Here is an 18359-nt window from a genome sequence, read left to right on the forward strand (position 1 = left end):
CCATGCTGAAAGTGTGGGGACGGCGCAGCTCGGCCAATGTCCAGAAGGTGCTGTGGCTCGTCGGCGAACTGGACCTTCCGCACACGCATGTTCCGGCCGGCGGCGACTTCGGCGGGCTGGACGATCCGGCGTTCCGGGCGCTGAACCCGCACGGCAAGGTGCCGGTGATCGACGACGGCGGGGTGGTGGTCTGGGAGTCCCACGCCATCCTGCGCTACCTGGCGGCCGTCCATGGCGCGGACCGCTTCTGGGCCGCCGATCCCGCCGTCCGGGCGCCGATCGACGGCTGGATGGACTGGGCGCAGACGGCGCTGCAGCCGGCCTTCCTCACCGGCCTGTTCTGGGGCGGATACCGCACGCCGGAGGCCCAGCGCGACGTCGGGGCCGTGGCGCGGGCCCTGGACCGGACGGTCGCCTGCCTGGCTCACGTCGATCGTCTGCTGGCGGATCGTCCCTTCGTCGGCGGCGAGACCCTGTCCCTGGCCGACATCGCCATCGGGACCCATCTCTATCGATATTTCGAGCTGGAGATCGACCGGCCGGACCTTCCGCGCCTGGCGGCCTGGTTCGAGCGGCTGAAGGCGCGGGCGGCCTATCGCGAGCACGTGATGGTCCCGTTCGGGGACCTGAAGGGGCGGTTGGCGTTCTGAGCCTTGTGGGCGAACGACGGAGGCGATCATGGAACGACAGGGCGGCTGCGCCTGCGGGGCGGTGCGCTATGTGGCCAGCGGCGGACCGCTGCGGGTGGGCCTGTGCCACTGCCTGACCTGCCGCAAGCGCCACGGCGCGCCCTGCAACGCCTTCGCGGCCTTTCGCGCCGACAAGGTGCGGATCGAGGGACGGACCCAGGTCTGGGCCGGCGCCGAGCACGGCCTGCTGCACGGCTGCCCGATCTGCGGTTCGCCCCTGTTCTGGACGGCGACCGACCAGGACGACGACGAGATCGAGATCCACCTGGGCGGGCTGGACGAGGTCGGCCAGTTCACGCCGCAGTACGAGGTCTGGGTCAAGCGCCGCGAGCCGTGGATGGCGCCGCTGAACGTGCCGCAATATGTCGAGAACCGGCCGGCGGGGATGCCGACCTGAGGGGCTATTCGAAACGCACGCTGAAGCTGCTGTAGCTGCGGGACGTGAAGCGGATCGTCAGATGCAGCGTGCGTCCCTCGATCGATTCGCCCGACTTGACCCTGGCGGCGACCCTTGAGGCGTCCAGCAGCTTCGCCGCGGCCTGGTCGAAACCGTAGCCGCTGGTCCGTGGCGAACCGAGGAAGCAGTCTTCCAACGCGCCCTTCCGGCCGATCGTGCAGGTCGTTTCCACGACATCGGACACGCCCATGCGCTGGGCGTAGTCGGGATAGTACTGATCAGCCCGGAACTTGCCTGTGTTGATCTTCACATCCTGCGCGCCGAGCGGGGCCTGGGGTGAAGCCGAGGCGGTCGAATCGGCGACGGCCGGAGTCGCCTGCAGGGCCAGGATGAACGGTAAGATCAAGGCGTGTTCCTTGAGGTGACGTCGTCCTTGGGTAGCTTGAGCATGGATCGCCGTCCACCACGCTCCCGCAATCTGGAACCCAAAACAAAAAAGCGCTGAGTCCGGTCAGCCAGACTCAGCGCCTTCGATCTTGGTCCCGGCGTTCGCCGGGATGAGCGGACCAGAAACCTAGTGATAGCGCCGGATCAGGCCCACCAGCTTGCCCTGCACCTCGACCTGGTCCGGGCCGAAGATGCGGGTCTCGTACTTGGGGTTGGCCGCTTCCAGGGCGATCGAGCCGCCCTTCTTGCGCAGGCGCTTGAGGGTGGCTTCCTCGCCGACCAGGGCCACGACGATCTCGCCGCTGTTGGCCGTGTCGCCCTTCTTGATGATCACATAGTCGCCGTCGAGGATGCCGGCCTCGATCATCGAGTCGCCCTGGACTTCCAGCACGTAGTGCTCGCCGCCGCCCAGCATGGTCTCGGGCACCGGCAGGCGCTCGCGTTCGTGCTGGATGGCGTCGATCGGGGTGCCGGCGGCGATGCGGCCCAGGATCGGCAGCTCGCGGGTGTTGTCGGCGGCGATCGGCGCGGCCGGGATCGACGGGGCCTGCCCGCCGCCCTCGACCACCTGCGGCTTGAAGGCGCCCCGTCCCTTGGGCGGGGAGGCCGTCGTCGCCTGCTGAGGCAGCTTGACCACTTCCAGCGCCCGGGCCCGGTGGGCCAGGCGGCGGATGAAACCGCGTTCCTCGAGCGCGGTGATCAGGCGGTGGATGCCGGACTTGGACGCCAGGTCCAGCGCCTCCTTCATCTCGTCGAAGGAGGGGGAGACGCCGGTCTCCTTGATCCGTTCGTGGATGAACATCAGCAGCTCGTGCTGCTTGCGCGTAAGCATGTCCGGCCTCGCCAGTCGTCGCGGAACAAACCGCAAACCTCTACGAATGTTCTCTAGGTGTTCTTCGTTGATGTCAAGTTAACGGTGTTCGCCGGAACGGCGGGCGAAAACGCTAGGAAATACAGGCCCCGATCCGGGATCTTGGTGACGCTCGACGGCGGTCCGGCCGAATCGAGGCCTGCCCGGCTTGACGGCCGGCCGCCCGAGGCGGAGCCTCCTGAACAACGATAAGTCACGGGAGGACGCGACCCATGGCCGAGCGCGCCTACGACCTGGTCCTGCGCGGCGGGACGGTGCTGGACGGGATCGGCGGCCCGGGCTTCGTCGCCGACGTGGCGGTCAGGGACGGCCTGATCGCCGCGATCGGGCCGGGCCTGGCGTCGGGCCGCGAGGAGATCGATGCGCGCGGCCGCCTGGTCACCCCGGGCTTCGTCGACATCCACACCCACTACGACGGCCAGGCCACCTGGGACACGTCGATGACGCCCAGCGCCGGGCATGGGGTCACCACCGTGGTGATGGGCAACTGCGGCGTGGGCTTCGCGCCCTGCCGTCCCGAGGACCGCGACCGGCTGATCCGTCTGATGGAGGGCGTCGAGGACATCCCGTTCCCGGTGCTGACCGAGGGCCTGCCCTGGGCCTGGGAGAGCTTTCCCGACTATCTGGACTTCCTGGCCGGCCGCGCCTTCGACGTCGACATCGGCGCCCAGCTGCCGCACGCGGCGCTGCGGGTGTTCGTGATGGGCCAGCGCGGGGCCGATCGCGAGCCGGCGACGCCCGGCGACATCGCCGCCATGGCCGCCATCGCCCGGCGGGCGGTCGAGGCGGGAGCCCTGGGCTTCTCCACCTCGCGGACGCTGAACCACCGCACCAGCGACGGCCAGCCGACCCCCACCCTGACGGCGGGCGAGGACGAGCTGACCGGCATCGCACTGGGCCTGGCCGCCGCCGGCAAGGGCGTGCTGCAGCTGGTCTCGGACTTCTTCCCCGACGGCCCGGCCGAGCTGGCCATGCTGCGGCGGATCGTCGAGCGGTCGGGGCGGCCGCTGTCGTTCTCGCTGGTCCAGAGCCCAAGTCGCCCGAGGGCTGGAAGGCGATGCTGGCGGGCCTGGCCGAGGCCGTCGACGCCGGCCTGCCGATGAAGGCCCAGGTCTGCGGCCGGCCGGTGGGCGTGCTGTTCGGCCTGGAGCTGACCCTCAATCCGTTCAGCCAGAACCCGGTCTTCGCCGAGATCGCCAGGGCGTCCCTGGCCGACAAGGTCGCGGCCTTGGACGATCCCGACTTCCGCGCCCGGCTGCTGGTCCACGACGGCGACGCCAAGGGACCGTTCGCCGGCAGCGCGCTGCGCGCCTGGGACAACCTCTTCCCGATGGACGCCGTCCCCGACTACGAGCCGACCGCCGACCGGACGGTGGCGGCGATCGCGGCGCGGGAGGGACGCGACCCGGCCGCCGTGGCGTTGGACGCCATGCTGCGGAACGGCGGGCGCGGCATGCTCTATCACCCGTTCCTGAACTACGCCGACGGATCGCTGGACCCCAGCCTGGCCATGCTGCTGCATCGCGACACCGTGCCGGGCCTGTCCGACGGCGGCGCCCATGTGGGCATGATCTGCGACGGCAGCTTCCCGACCAGCAACCTCGTCCACTGGACGCGCGAGCGCACGCGCGGGCCGCGCATCCCGCTGGAGACCATGGTGGCGATGCAGACCCGCGACACCGCCGTCGCCGTGGGTCTGCTGGACCGGGGCCTGATCGCGCCCGGCTATCGGGCCGATCTCAACGTCATCGACTACGAGGGGCTGAGGCTGGAGGCGCCCGCCGTGGCCTACGACCTGCCGGCCGGCGGGCGGCGCCTGAGCCAGAAGGCGCACGGTTATGTCGCCACCGTCGTGGGCGGGGTGGTCACCCGGCGCGACGGCGAACCGACCGGCGCCTTGCCCGGCCGCCTGGTGCGCGGGGCGCGGGCGGCGCCTGCGGCCCTGGCGGCCGAATAGGGCGAGTCGGGACGCGGGAGATCAGTCGGAGGTTGACCGCGCGCGCCGCCCTGCCTGTAGTGCCTTGGGCGACCATCGGATGGGCGGGCATGGATCGGATCTGGCTGTTGAACGCGGGCTGGCCGCGCGCCTTCTGGGTCAGCTACGCGGCCTTCGCGCTGTTCGAGGTGTGGGTCTGGCTGCGCGACCGGCGCGGCGCGAGCGGACAAGACGCCGACCGGGGCAGCCTGCGGGCCCTGGTGGCGGTGATCGCCGCCGGGATCTTCGTCGCCTTCTTCGTGGCCTATACGCCCTCCACCGCCTTCGCCCGGCTGACGGCCTGGAAGGCCGAGGCGCGGCTGGCGGCCCTCGTCCTGATCTGGGGCGGGCTCGTGCTGCGCCTCTGGGCGATCCTGACGCTGGGGGCCTTCTTCCGGCGCACGGTGCATCTGCACGACGACCACCGGATGGTCACCTCGGGTCCGTACCGGATCGTCCGCAACCCCGCCTATCTGGGCAGCCTGCTGACCCTGGTCGGCGTCGGGCTGGGCCTGGGCAGCTGGCTTTCGGCCGTGGTCCTGGCGGTCGCCGGCCTGATCGCCTTCGGCCAGCGGATCCGGGTCGAGGACGCGGCCATGACCGCGCGCTTCGGCGAGGCCTATCTAGCCTATCGCAAACGCAAGGCCGCGCTGATCCCGCTGATCTGGTAGGCCGGCTCAGGGAGCCAGGTCGGACCGGTCCTTGGCCTTCAGCTGCAGCCAGTCCTGGAACGGTTGGTGGTAGGCCAGGTCGAAGACCTCGGCCTGGAGCTTGAAGGGCAGGTTGGCCTCGCTGTTCCACAGCATCACCACGCCCGTCCGGGTGGCGGGGTCGAACATCATGGTCGAGCGATAGCCGGTCACCGCCCCGCTGTGGCCGACCAGGCGGTGGCCCTTGTAGGTGAAGCTGCGCATGCCCAGGCCGTAGCCCGGATGCTGCAGCGAGCGGCCCAGCGGCGAGTTGCCGTAGGGGCGGCCGGTGTTGACGCGCGGGCGCTGGATGTCGGCCAGCACCCCGGCGGGCAGGACGGCGGGCGCCTGGCCCATCTGGGCCTGCATCCACCGCGCCAGGTCGACGATGTTGGAATTGACCCCGGCCGCGGCGGGCACCCGATAGTAGAAGTCGGTCAGGGGCGCGGTGTGGCCCCAGCGCGAGGGCGGCGCCCAGTGCGGCGCGTCCCGCAGGCCGTCCAGGCCGATGGTCGCGCTGGTCATGCCCAACGGCGCGAACAGCCGCTGGCGCGCCTCGTCGGCGTAGGATCGGTGGGTGGCGGCCTCCACGACCTCGCGGATCGTGTCGTAGGCGATGTTCTGGTAGCTGTGGCAGGTGGCCGGCGGGCACAGCAGGGGCACGGCCGCCAGGCTTTCGCGGATCATCTTCGGATCGCGTCCGCCCTCCAGCCAGCCGTCATAGGCGTTGCGGGGCAGGCCGGTGCGCTGGGACAGCAGCTGCTCGACCGTCAGGGTGTTCTGGGCGTCGTTCGGCAGGCGCAGGCTGACGCCGAACTTGCCCAGCGGGTCGTCCAGCGAGAACGCCCCTTCGTTCGCCAGGCGGGCGCTGAGCGTGGCGGCCACGGTCTTGGACAGCGAGGCCCAGCGGAAGACGGTGTCGGCGCCCACCTTCTCGCCGTCGCCCGGCGTGGTGAAGCCGTAGCCCTGCACGAACGACAGGCGGCCGTCCTCGACCACGGCGATGGCCAGGCCCTGCATGGACCGGTCGGTCATCATCGTCCGGATGCGGGCGTCCAGGGCGCGGTAATCGATCTGGCCGCGCCACGCGTCGGGCTTCAGGGGCAGGACGGCGGGCGTCGGCGGGGCGGTGACGGCGGTCGCGACGGCGGGCTCGGACGTCGGCTCGGTCGCGCGCCCGCGGTGCTGCGTCGCCAGGATCAGCGCCGCCAGGCCGACGACGGCGACGACGGCCAGGCCCGGCACCACGCGCCAGTCGCGCCAGAACCGACCTTTGCGGGCGTCCAGCTCTATCGGATCGAATTCGTTCAACGCCCTATCCCAGCAGGGCTCGGGTGGCGGCGGCCACGTCGGCCTGGCGCATCAGGCTCTCGCCGACCAGCATGGCCTTGGCCCCGGCCGCCTCCATCCGCACCACGTCGTCGTGGACGAACAGGCCGCTCTCGGTGACCAGCAGGGCGTCCTTGGGGGCCTGGGCGGCCAGGCGTTCGGTGACGGCCAGGTCGACCACGAAGCTCTTGAGGTCGCGGTTGTTGATCCCGACCAGGGTCGAGCCCAGTTGGCCGGCGCGGTCCATCTCGGCCTCGTCGTGCACCTCGACCAGGGCGTCCATGCCCAGGCGCGCGGCTTCCGCCATCAGGTCGGCGGCCAGGGCGTCGTCGATCATGGCCAGGATGACCAGGATGGCGTCGGCGCCCAGGGCGCGGCTCTCGGCCACCTGCCAGGGATCGACCAGGAAGTCCTTGCGGATGCAGGGCAGGGCGACGGCCGCGCGGGCGTCGATCAGATAACCGTCGGCGCCCTGGAAGCTGGGGCCGTCGGTCAGGACCGACAGGCAGGCCGCGCCGCCGGCGGCGTAGGCGCGGGCCAGGGCCGGTGGGTCGAAGTCGGCGCGGATCAGCCCCTTGGACGGCGAGGCCTTCTTGATCTCGGCGATCAGCGACAGCTTGCCGGGGCCGTGGGTGGCCTCCAGGGCGGCCTTGAAGCCGCGCGGGCTGCTGGCGGCGCGGGCGGCGGAATCGACCTGGGCGAAGGCGCGGCGGCGCTTACGGTCGGCGACGTCCTCGCGCTTGTAGGCGGCGATCTTGGCGAGGATGTCGGTCATGCGGGAAGCGTTTCACTGTTGGTGGCGGCGACCAGCCCGGCCAGGGCGGCGGCGGCGCGGCCGTCGTCCAGCACCGCGCCGGCCAGTTCCACGCCTTCGCGCAGGGTCTCGACCTTGTCGGCCACCAGGAAGGCGGCGGCGGCGTTGAGCATGACGATGTCGCGGTACGGACCCTCGCGGCCGGCCAGCAGGGCGGTCAGGGCGGCGGCGTTGTAGGCGGGCTCGCCGCCGGTGATGTCGGCCAGGGCGGCGCGGGGCAGGCCCACGGCTTCCGGCGTGATCGTGAACAGGCGCAGGGACCCGTCGCGCCATTCGGCGACCTCGGTCTCGCCGGTGGTGGTCAGCTCGTCCATGCCGGCCCCGTGCACCGACCAGGCGCGTTCCGCGCCCAGCGCGCCAAGGGCCTTGGCCACGGGCTCGACGAAGCGGTGGGCCGAGACGCCCACGACTTGGCGCTTGGCGCCGGCCGGATTGGTCAGCGGACCCAGCAGGTTGAAGATCGTGCGGAAGCCCAGCTGCTGGCGGATCGGCGAGACGTGCTTCATCGCCCCGTGGTGCGACTGGGCGAACAGGAAGCAGATGCCGGCCGTGTCCAGCGCATGGCGCTGCTGGGCCAGGCTGGCGTCGATGTTCACGCCCAGGGCGGCCAGGACGTCGGCGGTGCCGGACTTGCTGGTGATCGCCCGGTTGCCGTGCTTGGCCACCTTCAGCCCGCCGCCGGCGGCGACGAAGCCCACGGCGGTCGAGATGTTCAGGGTGTGCAGGCCGTCGCCGCCGGTGCCGCAGACGTCGACCACGTCATAGGGGTGGTCCAGGTGGATGGCCGCGCGGCGCATGGCGCGGGCGCAGGCGGTGATCTCGCCCACGGTCTCGCCGCGCAGGCGCATGGCGGTGACCGCCGCGGCCACCTGGGCCGGGGTGGGTTCGCCGCGCAGGCAGGCGGCGAAGAAGATCTCGGCGTCGTCCTCGTCGAGGGTCTGGCCGTCGGCCAGCTTGGCCAGCAGGGGCTTGAAGGCGTCTGACATCGGCTAGACCCAGATCGCCGCGTCGCGCTTGACCTTGGCCAGGTCCAGGAAGTTGGCCAGCAGTTGGTGGCCGCCCTCGGTGGCGATGGACTCGGGGTGGAACTGCACGCCGTAGACGGGGCGGGTCTTGTGCTGCACGCCCATGATCTCGCCGTCCTCGGTCCAGGCGGTGATCTCCAGGTCGGCGGGCAGGGTGGCCTTGTCGACCGCCAGGCTGTGGTAGCGCGTGGCGATGAACGGGTTTGGCAGGCCTTTGAACACGCCCTGGTCGTTGTGGAAGATCTTGCTGGTCTTGCCGTGCATCACTTCCTTGGCGCGGATCACGTCACCGCCGTAGGCCTGGCCGATGGCCTGGTGGCCGAGGCACACGCCCAGGATCGCCAGGTCGTCGGGCGCGCCGCGGAGCAGCGGCAGGCAGATGCCGGCCTGGTCGGGGGCCTTGGGGCCGGGCGACAGCAGGACCGCGTTCGGCCGCAGACCCAGGGCTTCCTGCACCGACAGGTCGTCGTTGCGATGCACGACGGTGTCGGCCCCCAGCTCGTTCAGATAGTGGACGAGGTTGTAGGTGAAGCTGTCGTAGTTATCGATGACCAGGATCATGACGCCGCCTTTCCAGGTTCAGCCTTCTAGCCGGTTTCACCGAAAAGGTGAGGGTCTTCGCGGCAAGTTTTTCTGCGGGGACGCTCAGCCGGCCGGCCAGCGCGCCGGGCAGCGCGAAAGCGTCGCATTGCTTCATCTGGGGGCTGGGGCATGCTGACGCCATGAACCCCGCTGATTCCGCCCTCGATTCCGCCGCGATCGCCTACGCCCGGGCTCTGCTGCGCAAGCCGATGCGCCGGCAGAAGATGGGACCGGTCCTGGCCGCCGCCGCCTTCGCGGCGTTCAGCGCCGTGACCTTCGCGGTGGTGATGGTGGTGGCCCCGCCGGCGGTCGTCCAGCACCTGCCGTCCGACCGCCTCGACGGAAACTAGGCGAAACGCCCAATTCTAGGCGAAGCGCCCAATTCTAGGCGAAGCGCCCAATTCTAGGCGAAGCGCCAAGCCTCTTCGGCCGCGCGCTTGAGGGCCCGCGACTTGTGCAGGGTCTCGTCGTACTCGGCGTCCGGATCGCTGTCGGCCACGATGCCGCCGCCCGCCTGGACGTACATCATGCCGTCCTTGACCAGGGCCGTGCGCAGCACGATGCAGGTGTCGACCGAGCCGTCGGCGCCGATATAGCCCACCGCCCCGGCGTAGCCGATGCCGCGCTTCTCGACCTCCAGCTCGTCGATGATCTCCATGGCCCGCACCTTGGGCGCGCCCGAGAGCGTGCCGGCGGGCAGGGCGGCCATCAGCACGTCGACCGGGTCCACGCCCTCGGGCGCGTCGCCCTCGACGTTGGAGACGATGTGCATGACGTGGCTGTAGCGCTCGATCTTGAAGCTGTCGGTGACGCGGACGTTGGCGCTCTTGCCCTTGGTCGCCGGATCGTTGCTGCCGGCGTGCTTGAGCATCGCCACCCGGCCCACGTCGTTGCGACCCAGGTCCAGCAGCATCAGGTGTTCGGACCGCTCCTTGGGATCGGCCAGCAGCTCCTTCTCCAGCGCCAGGTCCTGCTCGGGCGTGGCGCCGCGCGGACGGGTGCCGGCGATCGGGCGGATGGTGATCTTGCCGTCGCGCAGCCGCACCAGGATCTCCGGCGACGAGCCGACCAGGTTGAAGCCGTCCAGCTCCAGGAAGAACAGGAACGGCGACGGATTGGTCCGCCGCAGCGAGCGGTAGAGGGCGAACGGCTCCAGCGGGAACGGCGCGCGGAAGCGGTGGCTGGCCACCACCTGGAAGATGTCGCCGGCCTGGATGTAGTCCTTGGCCTTCGCGACCACCTCGGCGTAGTCCGCCCGGCTGACCGGGGTGGTGAACTCGGCCTGGCCGTGGCTCTGGCGCGGGGCCGACTGGGTCAGCGGGCCGCGCAGGTCGGCCATCACGCTTTCGATCCGCGCCTGGGCGGCGGCGTAGGCGTCGGCGGCCGACACCCCGGCCTGGGGCCGGGCGGTGGTGACCAGGATGATCTCCTGGGCGATGGCGTCGAATACCGCCACGATCGACGGCCGGGTCATGATCCCGTCCGGCAGGCCCAGGGTGTCCTCGTTGACGTCCGGAAGGCGCTCGGCCAGGCGGACCATGTCGTAGCCCAGGGCCCCGAACACGCCGGCCGACGGCGGCGGCAGGCCGGCCGGCAGCTCGATCCGCGAGCGGGCGATCAGGTCGCGCAGGCTGTCCAGCGCGCCGCCCGCCTGGGGTGTGAAGCGACCGGCGGCGATGTCGTCGCCCTCGGCGATCTCGGCCTTGTCGCCGCGACAGCGCCAGACCAGGTCCGGCTTCATGGCCACGATCGAATAGCGCCCGCGCCAGGCGCCGCCCTCGACGCTCTCGAACAGGAAGGCGTAGGGCCGCCCGTGGCCGATCTTCAGATAGGCCGAGACCGGGGTCTCCAGGTCGTCGATCAGCCGGGTCCAGACCACCTGCGGGCGGCCGGACTCGTAGGCGGCGGTAAAGGCGTCGAGCGCGGGCTCCAGGCTCATTGAGCCAGACCCTTAGGAGCCTTTTCCTTTTTCGCCGGAGTCTTGCCGTCCTCGGAGGGCAGGGCGCTGGTGTCGACGCCGATCGCCTGGCGGGCCAGGGTCAGGTTGACCTTGGTCTTCAGCTCGGTCTTGGCCGCGTCCTGGGCCGACTGGCCGATGGCGCGGAACAGGCCCTGCGAGACCTGCGGGCGCATGGCCTCGGTGATCTGGGCCATCTGCTCGGGCGAACCGGAGTGGATCTTCTCGACCATGGCGACCAGGTAGCCGCCCTGCGGGCCGCGGGCGACGAACGGCTGGCCCGGCTTGGCGCCGAAGGTGCTGATCAGCAGGTCGCGGCCCAGGCCCTGGAACTGGCGGGCGTTCTGGCGGGTGATGTTGGGGACGCGCTGCACCTGGGTCTGGGACGCGGCGGCGACGGCCTCCAGCGACTCGCCCTTCTTGACCCGCTCGCTCAGCGCGTCGGCCTTGGCCTTCATGCGCTGGAACAGCTGGTCCAGCTGCCACTGCTGCGCCAGGGGCGCGCGGACCTCGGCCAGCGGCGGCATGGCCGACGGGATGACCTTCTCGACGCGGACGGCGAAATACTCGCCCTTGCCGGCCTCGATCAGTTCGCTCTCGCCGCCGGCGGGCAGTTCGAAGGCGGTCTTCAGGGCGTCCGGGGTCAGGGCGGGGTCGGGCTGACCGCCCTGGTCGACGCCCGTGGCGGCGACCGGCGCGGTGGTCCGCACGAAGGCGCCGGCCTTGGTGGCCGCGTCGATCAGGTTGGCGCCGCCGTCGTGGGCGTCCTGGTAGGCCTGGGTCTGTTCATAGGCCTTGGCCTGGGCGGCCTGGGCCTTCAGCTCGGCCTCGATGGCGGGGCGCTGCGATTCCAGGCTGGGCGTGGTGGCGGGGTTGATCTTGACCAGCTTGACCACCGAGAGGCCGAACTCGCCGGCGATCGGGGCGCTGACCTGGCCGGCCGCCAGGGCGAACACGGCGTCGGCCACCTTGCGGTCGGGCAGGGCGGTCTTGGGCTTGGAGTCGATCACCAGCGGCTGCTTGCCGTAGGCGCTCGCGATGGCGGCGGGCGCGTCGCCCTTGGTCAGGCGCTGGACGATCGTCGCGGCGGCCTTGGCGTCGGGAGCCTGGATCTGGACGAACGAGCGGGTCTCGGCCGTGCCCAGGGTGTCCTTGCGGAAGTTGTAGGTCTTGACGATCTCGGCCTCGGGCACGGTCACCGTGGCCTCCAGGGCCTTGGCGCTGAAGCGGGCCACCGACAGGACCCGGGTCTCAGGTCGGGTCAGCTGGGCGGCGTGCTCCTTCATGAAGGCCTGCAGCTGGGCGTCGGTCGGCGCGCCCGGCTTCTCGACGGTGGCCGGATTGATCGCGAAGGCGGCCAAGTCGCGGCCTTCCAGGGCGTAGGCGGCCTGCAGGGCCGAATAGAGGCGCGGCGCGCGCAGACCGGCGGCGACGGCGCTGAAGGTGTGGGTCTGGGCGATGTCGTCGCGCAGCGAGGCTTCGAAGCGGGCCGGGGTCAGGTCGTTCTGGGCCAGCAGGCGCTGGTACAGCTGGTTGTCGAACTTGCCGGTGATCGGGTCGAACGGACGCTGGCCCGGGGGCAGGGCGGCCAGCTGCTCGCGCAGGGTGTCGGCCACCAGCTTGTCGGACGCGCGCACGCCCATCTTGTGCAGCAGCTCGGCCAGGGATTCCTGCAGGGCCAACTGGGTCAGCATCTTGCGATCGACGCCCTGCTGGACGGCGATGTCCGGCGTGATCGTCTGGCCCTGGGCCTGCTCGCGCTTCCGGAAGTTCTCGAACTGCGCCTTGAAGTCCTCCGGGCTCATGTTCCGCGAACCGGCCGCGATCACCCACTTGCCGGGGGGATGGCGGAACACGTCGCTGATGCCGAACACCGCGAAGCTGACGATGAGCAGACCAAACAGGACCACCGCGAACGGCGATTTGGCGAAGGAGCGGAAGCCGGCGAGCATGACTGGGAGAAACCTTCCTCGAAAATCGCGGGTTCTCCGCAGGGCCAAGGCCCTAGCGAAGAAGCGGACGCGAGCAGCGGGTATAGTAGAGCCGCGGGGCGCCGGGCAAGCGGCGGCGGGTTCGACCGGTCTTGACTTCCGTCTCGCCAAGGGTCCCAAACCGGGTCCATGACCCTTTCGCTGACGACGCCCCGGCCGCTGATCGCCGGAAATTGGAAGATGTTCGGGCTGGAGGCCTCGCTGGACGAGGCGCGGGCGGTGGCGGCGGCCCTGGCGGCCAAGCCGCCCGCCGCCCGGGTGGCCATCTGCCCGGCGGCCACCCTGCTGAGCCGGATGGCCGAGGCCATGGCGGGCGAGGCGGTGATCGTCGGCGGCCAGGACTGCCATCCGGCCGCGGCGGGGCCCCATACCGGCGACATCTCGGCGGCGATGCTGGCCGACGCCGGCGCCACCTTGGTGATTCTCGGCCATTCCGAACGCCGCGCCGCCTACAAGGAGAGCGACGCCCTGGTGTCGGCCAAGGTCGAGGCCGCCCTGGCCGCCGGCCTGGAGCCGATCGTCTGCTTCGGCGAGACCCTGGCCCAGCGCGACGCCGGCCAGGCCGAGGCGGTGGTCACGGGCATGGCCCGCGGGTCGCTGCCGGCCGCCCTGGCGGGTCAGGCCTTCGCCGTGGCCTACGAGCCGGTCTGGGCGATCGGCACCGGCCGCACCCCGACCCCGGAAGACATTGAGCACATCCACGAGGCCCTGCGGGCCGTGCTGGTCGAACGGTTTGGCCAGCACGGCGCGACCGTGCCGATCCTCTACGGCGGCTCGGTCAAGCCCGACAACGCGCGGGAAATCCTGGCGGCGCCCGAGGTCGGCGGCGCCCTGGTCGGCGGCGCCTCGCTGAAGGCGGCCGACTTCCTGGCGATCATCGAGGCGGCTTAAGACCTAGGGAGCGAGCTGGGCGGCCATGGGCGGCGCGGGCCGGGCCGACCAGGCGCCGATCCGCCGGGCCACCTCGCTGGGGCCGGCGGCGTCCAGCGCCTCCTCGAAGGCGTCCAGCGCGTCCAGCAGCTCGTCGCCGAAGAAGATCCCCGACCACTGGCCGCCCACGAACGCGGGGAGGCAGGCGTCCACGTCGCGGGCGGCCGCTTCGAGGTCGGGCGTCTTGTTGGCCAGAAGGGCGAGGTTCTGCAGGGTTACCCGGACCCGCTGGATCGCCAACGCCACCGTTCCGGCGACATCTTCTGGAGAGGTTTCGACAGCGATCTTACGGACCGCTTTGAGATGATCAGAGATGTGTTTGGAACTCGACATAGTACAACTCCTAACGCCGGAGCCCAATATTCCGCCATCTCCCGATTTTTGAGATCGGGGAAAACCCTGGTCTCGGCCGCCGTTTTTCCCGCACCTTAGGTTGTGAAGCTGGCGTCGCCATATCGATTTTCGGTTGTTAGCGCTCCCACGGGTTGTGCTTGCGCGGAGGGGACATGCACTCAGGGCGGTGCGCCGGCCAGGTTCGCGGGGCGTGCGATGTGAGTGCGTGTCCCCCAAGTCGTCCGCTGACGGGGACATGCCCTTGGGCGTGTCCCCAGGTCTCGCGCGGCGCCATGCGGTTGGGGACACGCCGCAAGGGCATGTCCCCGGTCGGACTTATCCTCGGCGGATAGCGAACAGACTTCAGCGTTTTCAACGCCCTGAACTTTTTCGACCGAACTTATCCTCACCCTTCCAGGCGCCCGTATCCTGATCCCACCTGAAAGCACGGGAAGGGCGTCCGGCCGGCGACCGAACGGCTCTCAGGGGTGGACGAGCGGGAAGCGCTCGCCGGTGGTCTTGAGTGACGCCTTCGCGGCGGTCCTGGGCAGGTTCTTCTGTGAAGACGAAACCCAGGCGGCGGAGGATCGGCGGACGCAACAGGCCTGGGCTGAAATCGCCCAGGCGGTCCGGGGTGCAGCCAGCACCCCGCCCGTCGGGGGCGTAAAGCGGGAGCGGGTTAAAACCCCGCGTCTCGAACGCTCACCGGGTAACGGCTCCGCGCGAAGCGCCTGTCTTCGTCGAAACGGTATTCAAAACTGCAAATCATCCGGGCGAGGCCCGGGCGCTTCGCACCCTTCCCATCACCCGCCGGGTTTCCCGGCCGGGGACATGCGCTCGCGCGTGTCCCCATCAGAAAGCGCCGAGCCAAGACTTGGGGACACGCCCAAGGGCATGTCCCCGACCGAAGCAGTCTCGAGGAAACCCCTAGAACAGCAACCCGTAGAGCCGGCAATCCCGCCGCTCCCCGTCGCGGTCCACATGGCCCTTCAGATAGCCTTCCTGCTCGAAGCCCAGCTTCTCCAGCACCTTCTCCGCCCGGCTGTCGCCGACATGGGTGCGGGCGATCATCCGCTTCAGGCCCAGGGACGAGGCGCAGTGGGCCAGCAGGGCGGCGGCGGCCTCGGTGGCGTAGCCCTGGCCCCAGGCGTCGCGCGTGATGATGAAGCCCAGCTCGCCGCGATGGTGCCGCCAGTCCAGGTCGACCAGTTCGCAATAGCCCAGGAACCAGTCGCTCTTGGCGTGGCGGATCGCCCAGTACAGCGCCCGGCGCTCGGCCATTTCGGCGACCTGGGCGGCGACGGCGGCGGCGACCTCGTCGGGATCCTCGATGGCGGCGCGGTCCCAGTGGGCCATCACCTCCGGATCGCTCATGAACGGGTAGACAAGGGGGGCGTCCTCAAGCGTCAGCGGCGTCAGCCTGAGGCGTTCGGTCTCGAGGATCATGCGGCGGAAAGGACCTGATACGGACGTGGGGAATGGTCTTGAGTGCGGACGGTTCGTCCCCAGCTATGGCGCGGGCTCGTCGCAAGTGATAGAGGGGCCGCTTCGTTTTTCGCGGCGGATGCGTCCGTCGCCCGGATCGAGATCGATTTAGACATGCTCATCGGCGTTCTGCTGGCCATCAACATTATCGTTTGCGTCGTCCTGATCGGCGTGGTGCTGATGCAGCGCTCCGAAGGGGGCGCCCTAGGCATGGGCGGCGGCGGCGGCGGTTTCATGACCGCCCGCGGCGCCGGCGACCTGCTGACCCGCACGACCTGGATCCTGTTCTCGATCTTCCTGATCATCAGCATCGTGCTGACCGTCCTGACGGGTCGCCAGGGCTCGACCAATTCCGTGGTCGACCGACTGAAGCTCGACGGCCTGGACAGCAAGACCCTGAACGCCGCGCCGCTGCCGGCCGGTCCGACCGCCCCGGCCCCGACCACGACCATTCCGGTCCCCTCGGCTCCGACCGCCGCCGGCCCGGCCACGATCCAGGCCCCGGCCCCGCAGATCAGCGCCCCGGCCCCGACCGTCTCGGCGCCCGTGCCGGCCGCCAAGGCTCCGGCCCCCAAGGCGCCGGCCGCCGCGCCGGTTCCGGTGATCAGCGCCCCGGCCGCGGCCGACCAGAAGCCGGCCCAGTAAGGGCCGGCGGCATTTTACTGTTGATGAACGCCGGTCTTTTCCCCGGCGAGGACGAATCACGGCTAATCTGATCGCCCATGACCCGGTACATCTTCATCACCGGCGGCGTGGTTTCCTCATTGGGAAAAGGCCTCGCCTCCGCGGCGCTCGGAGCGCTTCTTCAGGCACGCGGCTACAAGGTCCGCCTTCGTAAGCTCGACCCCTATCTCAACGTCGATCCGGGCACGATGAGCCCGTATCAGCACGGCGAGGTCTTCGTGACCGACGACGGGGCCGAGACCGACCTGGACCTCGGCCACTACGAGCGCTTCACCGGCGTGTCGGCCACCAAGGCCGACAACATCACCACCGGCCAGATCTACAAGACGATCATCGAGAAGGAACGCCGCGGCGACTATCTGGGCGCGACCGTCCAGGTGATCCCGCACGTCACCAACGAGATCAAGGACTTCGTCCTGTCGCCGGCCATGGACGAGACGGGCGAGAAGCCGGTCGACTTCGTGCTGGTCGAGATCGGCGGCACCGTCGGCGACATCGAGGGCCTGCCGTTCTTCGAGGCCATCCGCCAGCTGCGGCAGGACCTGCCGCGCAATCAGAGCTGCTACGTGCACCTGACCCTGCTGCCGTTCATCAAGACGGCCGGCGAGATGAAGACCAAGCCGACCCAGCACTCGGTCAAGGAACTGCGCTCGATCGGCATCCAGCCCGACATCCTGCTGTGTCGCTGCGAGCAGGAGATTCCGGTCGAGGAAAAGCGCAAGATCGCCCAGTTCTGCAACGTGCGCCCCAGCGCCGTGATCCAGGCGATGGACAGCTCGTCGATCTACGCCGTGCCGATCGACTATCACAAGGAAGGCCTGGACGCCGAGGTGCTGGACGTGTTCGGCATGAGCGACGCGCCCAAGCCGGACCTGTCGCGCTGGGAAGCGATCGACCAGACCGTCAACCACCCCGACGGCGAAGTGACCATCGCCGTGGTCGGCAAGTACACGGTCCTGAAGGACGCTTATAAGTCCCTCATCGAGGCCCTGCACCACGGCGGCCTGGCCAACAAGGTCAAGGTCAACCTGGACTGGGTCGAGAGCGAGACCTTCGAGGGCGAGGAGGGCGCTGCCGCCGCGCGGCTCGAGAACGCCCACGCCATCATGGTGCCCGGCGGCTTCGGCGAGCGGGGCGCGGAGGGCAAGATCCGCGCCGCCCAGTTCGCCCGCGAACGCAAGGTGCCGTACTTCGGCATCTGCTTCGGCATGCAGATGGCGGTCATCGAGACCCTGCGGAACGTGGCCGGCATCAAGGACGCCTCGTCCAGCGAGTTCGGCCCCACCGAGCGTCCGGTGGTCGGCATCATGACCGAGTGGATCAAGGGCAACGAGACCGTCCAGCGGCGCAGCAACGACGATCTGGGCGGCACCATGCGCCTGGGGGCCTACGAGGCTGTCCTGACGGCCGGTTCGAAGGTCGCCGAGATCTACGGCGGCACCGAGATCAGCGAGCGCCACCGCCACCGCTACGAGGTCAACATCGGCTACGCCCACCTGATGGAGGACGCCGGCCTGAAACTGACCGGCCGCTCGCCCAACGGCGTGCTGCCCGAGATCGTCGAGCGCGAGGACCATCCGTGGTTCATCGGGGTGCAGTATCACCCCGAACTGAAGAGCCGTCCGTTCGCCCCGCACCCCCTGTTCGCCAGCTTCATCGCGGCGGCGAAAGAGCAGGGACGACTCGTCTAACAAGCGCGGTTGCATCTCCGAACAGATTCGGGCATAAGCGCGCCCTCACGCGGCGGCCTGGGTCTTTCCCGAGTCGCCGCTTCCGATTTTCACGCTCAGCGAGCAGAGTCACTTCGATGGCCGTTCCTAAAAGAAAAACTTCGCCTTCTCGCCGGAACATGCGCCGGTCGCACCACGCCCTGGGCGCCAACTCCTTCGTCGAGGACAAGGACTCGGGCGAACTGCGCCGTCCGCACCACGTCGATCTGAAGACCGGCCTGTACAACGGCAAGCAGATCCTGACCCCGAAGGAAGACTAGTCCTTCCGGTCAGCCTCGACCCGGCGAAATAGCCGGGGTCGGGCGACAAGACGAAGCCTGAAAGGCGGCGGTCCCCGGACCGCCGCCTTTTCGCTTTTCGGCGCAGCTTTCCCCAAGTGGCGCGGCGGCTCCCATGCTTGGCTGGATGCGGATTTCGACAACGTCGTCGAA

At 69.9% G+C, this 18359-nt stretch carries 18 protein-coding genes and 1 pseudogene; 9 read left to right on the plus strand and 10 right to left on the minus strand.

Annotated features, from left to right (window positions below):
• The first annotated feature begins 2 nt into the window (after window positions 1–2).
• Window positions 3–650, plus strand: a complete 648-nt coding sequence (locus WAE60_RS02065) for a glutathione S-transferase family protein (protein ID WP_337684682.1) — start codon at window positions 3–5, stop codon at window positions 648–650.
• A gap of 28 nt (window positions 651–678) precedes the next feature.
• Window positions 679–1086: a GFA family protein gene (locus WAE60_RS02070; protein WP_337684684.1), complete on the plus strand. Its 408-nt coding sequence runs from the start codon at window positions 679–681 to the stop codon at window positions 1084–1086.
• Between the two features lie 4 nt (window positions 1087–1090).
• On the opposite strand, the gene WAE60_RS02075 is transcribed toward WAE60_RS02070, so the two are convergent.
• Together WAE60_RS02075 and lexA are read right to left on the minus strand one after the other, a co-directional pair.
• Entirely contained in the window at window positions 1091–1492 is a 402-nt protein-coding gene (locus WAE60_RS02075) for an energy transducer TonB (RefSeq protein WP_337684686.1), read from the minus strand.
• A gap of 168 nt (window positions 1493–1660) precedes the next feature.
• Window positions 1661–2365: a transcriptional repressor LexA gene (gene lexA / locus WAE60_RS02080; RefSeq protein ID WP_029913406.1), complete on the minus strand. Its 705-nt coding sequence runs from the start codon at window positions 2363–2365 to the stop codon at window positions 1661–1663.
• Window positions 2366–2616: 251 nt separating this feature from the next.
• Between lexA and WAE60_RS02085 the strand changes: the two are divergent.
• Window positions 2617–4361 (plus strand): annotated as a pseudogene (locus WAE60_RS02085) (amidohydrolase family protein).
• 89 nt (window positions 4362–4450) lie between these two features.
• Window positions 4451–5050, plus strand: a complete 600-nt coding sequence (locus WAE60_RS02090; protein ID WP_337684689.1) for an isoprenylcysteine carboxylmethyltransferase family protein — start codon at window positions 4451–4453, stop codon at window positions 5048–5050.
• A 6-nt stretch (window positions 5051–5056) separates the two neighbouring features.
• Here the strand turns inward: WAE60_RS02090 and WAE60_RS02095 are convergent, their stop codons facing one another.
• The 4 genes from WAE60_RS02095 to WAE60_RS02110 are packed head-to-tail and all read right to left on the minus strand — an operon-like array spanning window position 5057 to window position 8797.
• Window positions 5057–6379 carry a serine hydrolase domain-containing protein gene (locus WAE60_RS02095; protein WP_337684690.1) on the minus strand — a complete coding sequence of 441 codons (1323 nt, stop codon included), beginning with the start codon at window positions 6377–6379 and terminating at the stop codon, window positions 5057–5059.
• Between the two features lie 4 nt (window positions 6380–6383).
• Window positions 6384–7172 carry an indole-3-glycerol phosphate synthase TrpC gene (gene trpC, locus WAE60_RS02100; protein ID WP_337684691.1) on the minus strand — a complete coding sequence of 263 codons (789 nt, stop codon included), beginning with the start codon at window positions 7170–7172 and terminating at the stop codon, window positions 6384–6386.
• Window positions 7169–8197, minus strand: a complete 1029-nt coding sequence (gene trpD, locus WAE60_RS02105; RefSeq protein ID WP_337684693.1) for an anthranilate phosphoribosyltransferase — start codon at window positions 8195–8197, stop codon at window positions 7169–7171. The genes trpC and trpD overlap by 4 nt, the downstream gene beginning before the upstream one ends.
• Window positions 8198–8200: 3 nt before the next feature.
• Entirely contained in the window at window positions 8201–8797 is a 597-nt protein-coding gene (locus tag WAE60_RS02110) for an aminodeoxychorismate/anthranilate synthase component II (protein ID WP_337684694.1), read from the minus strand.
• A 161-nt stretch (window positions 8798–8958) separates the two neighbouring features.
• Here WAE60_RS02110 and WAE60_RS02115 point away from each other — a divergent pair, with 161 nt between their 5' ends.
• On the plus strand, window positions 8959–9168 hold the full coding sequence (locus WAE60_RS02115) for a hypothetical protein (RefSeq protein ID WP_029913427.1): 210 nt from the start codon (window positions 8959–8961) through the stop codon (window positions 9166–9168).
• A gap of 53 nt (window positions 9169–9221) precedes the next feature.
• On the opposite strand, the gene trpE is transcribed toward WAE60_RS02115, so the two are convergent.
• Complete coding sequence (gene trpE / locus WAE60_RS02120) at window positions 9222–10757, minus strand: anthranilate synthase component I (protein WP_337684695.1); 1536 nt, start codon at window positions 10755–10757, stop codon at window positions 9222–9224.
• Window positions 10754–12727 carry a peptidyl-prolyl cis-trans isomerase gene (locus WAE60_RS02125; protein WP_337684697.1) on the minus strand — a complete coding sequence of 658 codons (1974 nt, stop codon included), beginning with the start codon at window positions 12725–12727 and terminating at the stop codon, window positions 10754–10756. Before WAE60_RS02125 ends, trpE begins: the two co-directional genes overlap by 4 nt.
• Before the next feature lie 168 nt (window positions 12728–12895).
• On the opposite strand from WAE60_RS02125, the gene tpiA reads away from it, so the two are divergent.
• Window positions 12896–13657: a triose-phosphate isomerase gene (gene tpiA / locus WAE60_RS02130; protein ID WP_337684699.1), complete on the plus strand. Its 762-nt coding sequence runs from the start codon at window positions 12896–12898 to the stop codon at window positions 13655–13657.
• Window positions 13658–13660: 3 nt separating this feature from the next.
• On the opposite strand, the gene WAE60_RS02135 is transcribed toward tpiA, so the two are convergent.
• On the minus strand, window positions 13661–13942 hold the full coding sequence (locus tag WAE60_RS02135; protein WP_156035778.1) for a hypothetical protein: 282 nt from the start codon (window positions 13940–13942) through the stop codon (window positions 13661–13663).
• A gap of 1014 nt (window positions 13943–14956) precedes the next feature.
• Window positions 14957–15475 (minus strand): GNAT family N-acetyltransferase, encoded by a 519-nt coding sequence (locus WAE60_RS02140; RefSeq protein ID WP_029917032.1) that lies wholly within the window; start codon window positions 15473–15475, stop codon window positions 14957–14959.
• Between the two features lie 153 nt (window positions 15476–15628).
• On the opposite strand from WAE60_RS02140, the gene secG reads away from it, so the two are divergent.
• The 3 genes from secG to rpmF all read left to right on the plus strand — a co-directional run bounded on the left by secG (window position 15629) and on the right by rpmF (window position 18188).
• Window positions 15629–16159 (plus strand): preprotein translocase subunit SecG, encoded by a 531-nt coding sequence (secG, locus tag WAE60_RS02145; RefSeq protein WP_337684705.1) that lies wholly within the window; start codon window positions 15629–15631, stop codon window positions 16157–16159.
• A gap of 77 nt (window positions 16160–16236) precedes the next feature.
• Window positions 16237–17889: a CTP synthase gene (locus tag WAE60_RS02150; protein WP_029917035.1), complete on the plus strand. Its 1653-nt coding sequence runs from the start codon at window positions 16237–16239 to the stop codon at window positions 17887–17889.
• Window positions 17890–18005: 116 nt separating this feature from the next.
• Window positions 18006–18188 carry a 50S ribosomal protein L32 gene (gene rpmF, locus WAE60_RS02155; RefSeq protein WP_007671126.1) on the plus strand — a complete coding sequence of 61 codons (183 nt, stop codon included), beginning with the start codon at window positions 18006–18008 and terminating at the stop codon, window positions 18186–18188.
• The last annotated feature ends 171 nt before the right edge of the window (window positions 18189–18359 follow it).

This window comes from Caulobacter sp. CCG-8 (genome assembly GCF_037402475.1).
In the GTDB taxonomy this organism is placed as follows: Bacteria; Pseudomonadota; Alphaproteobacteria; order Caulobacterales; family Caulobacteraceae; genus Caulobacter.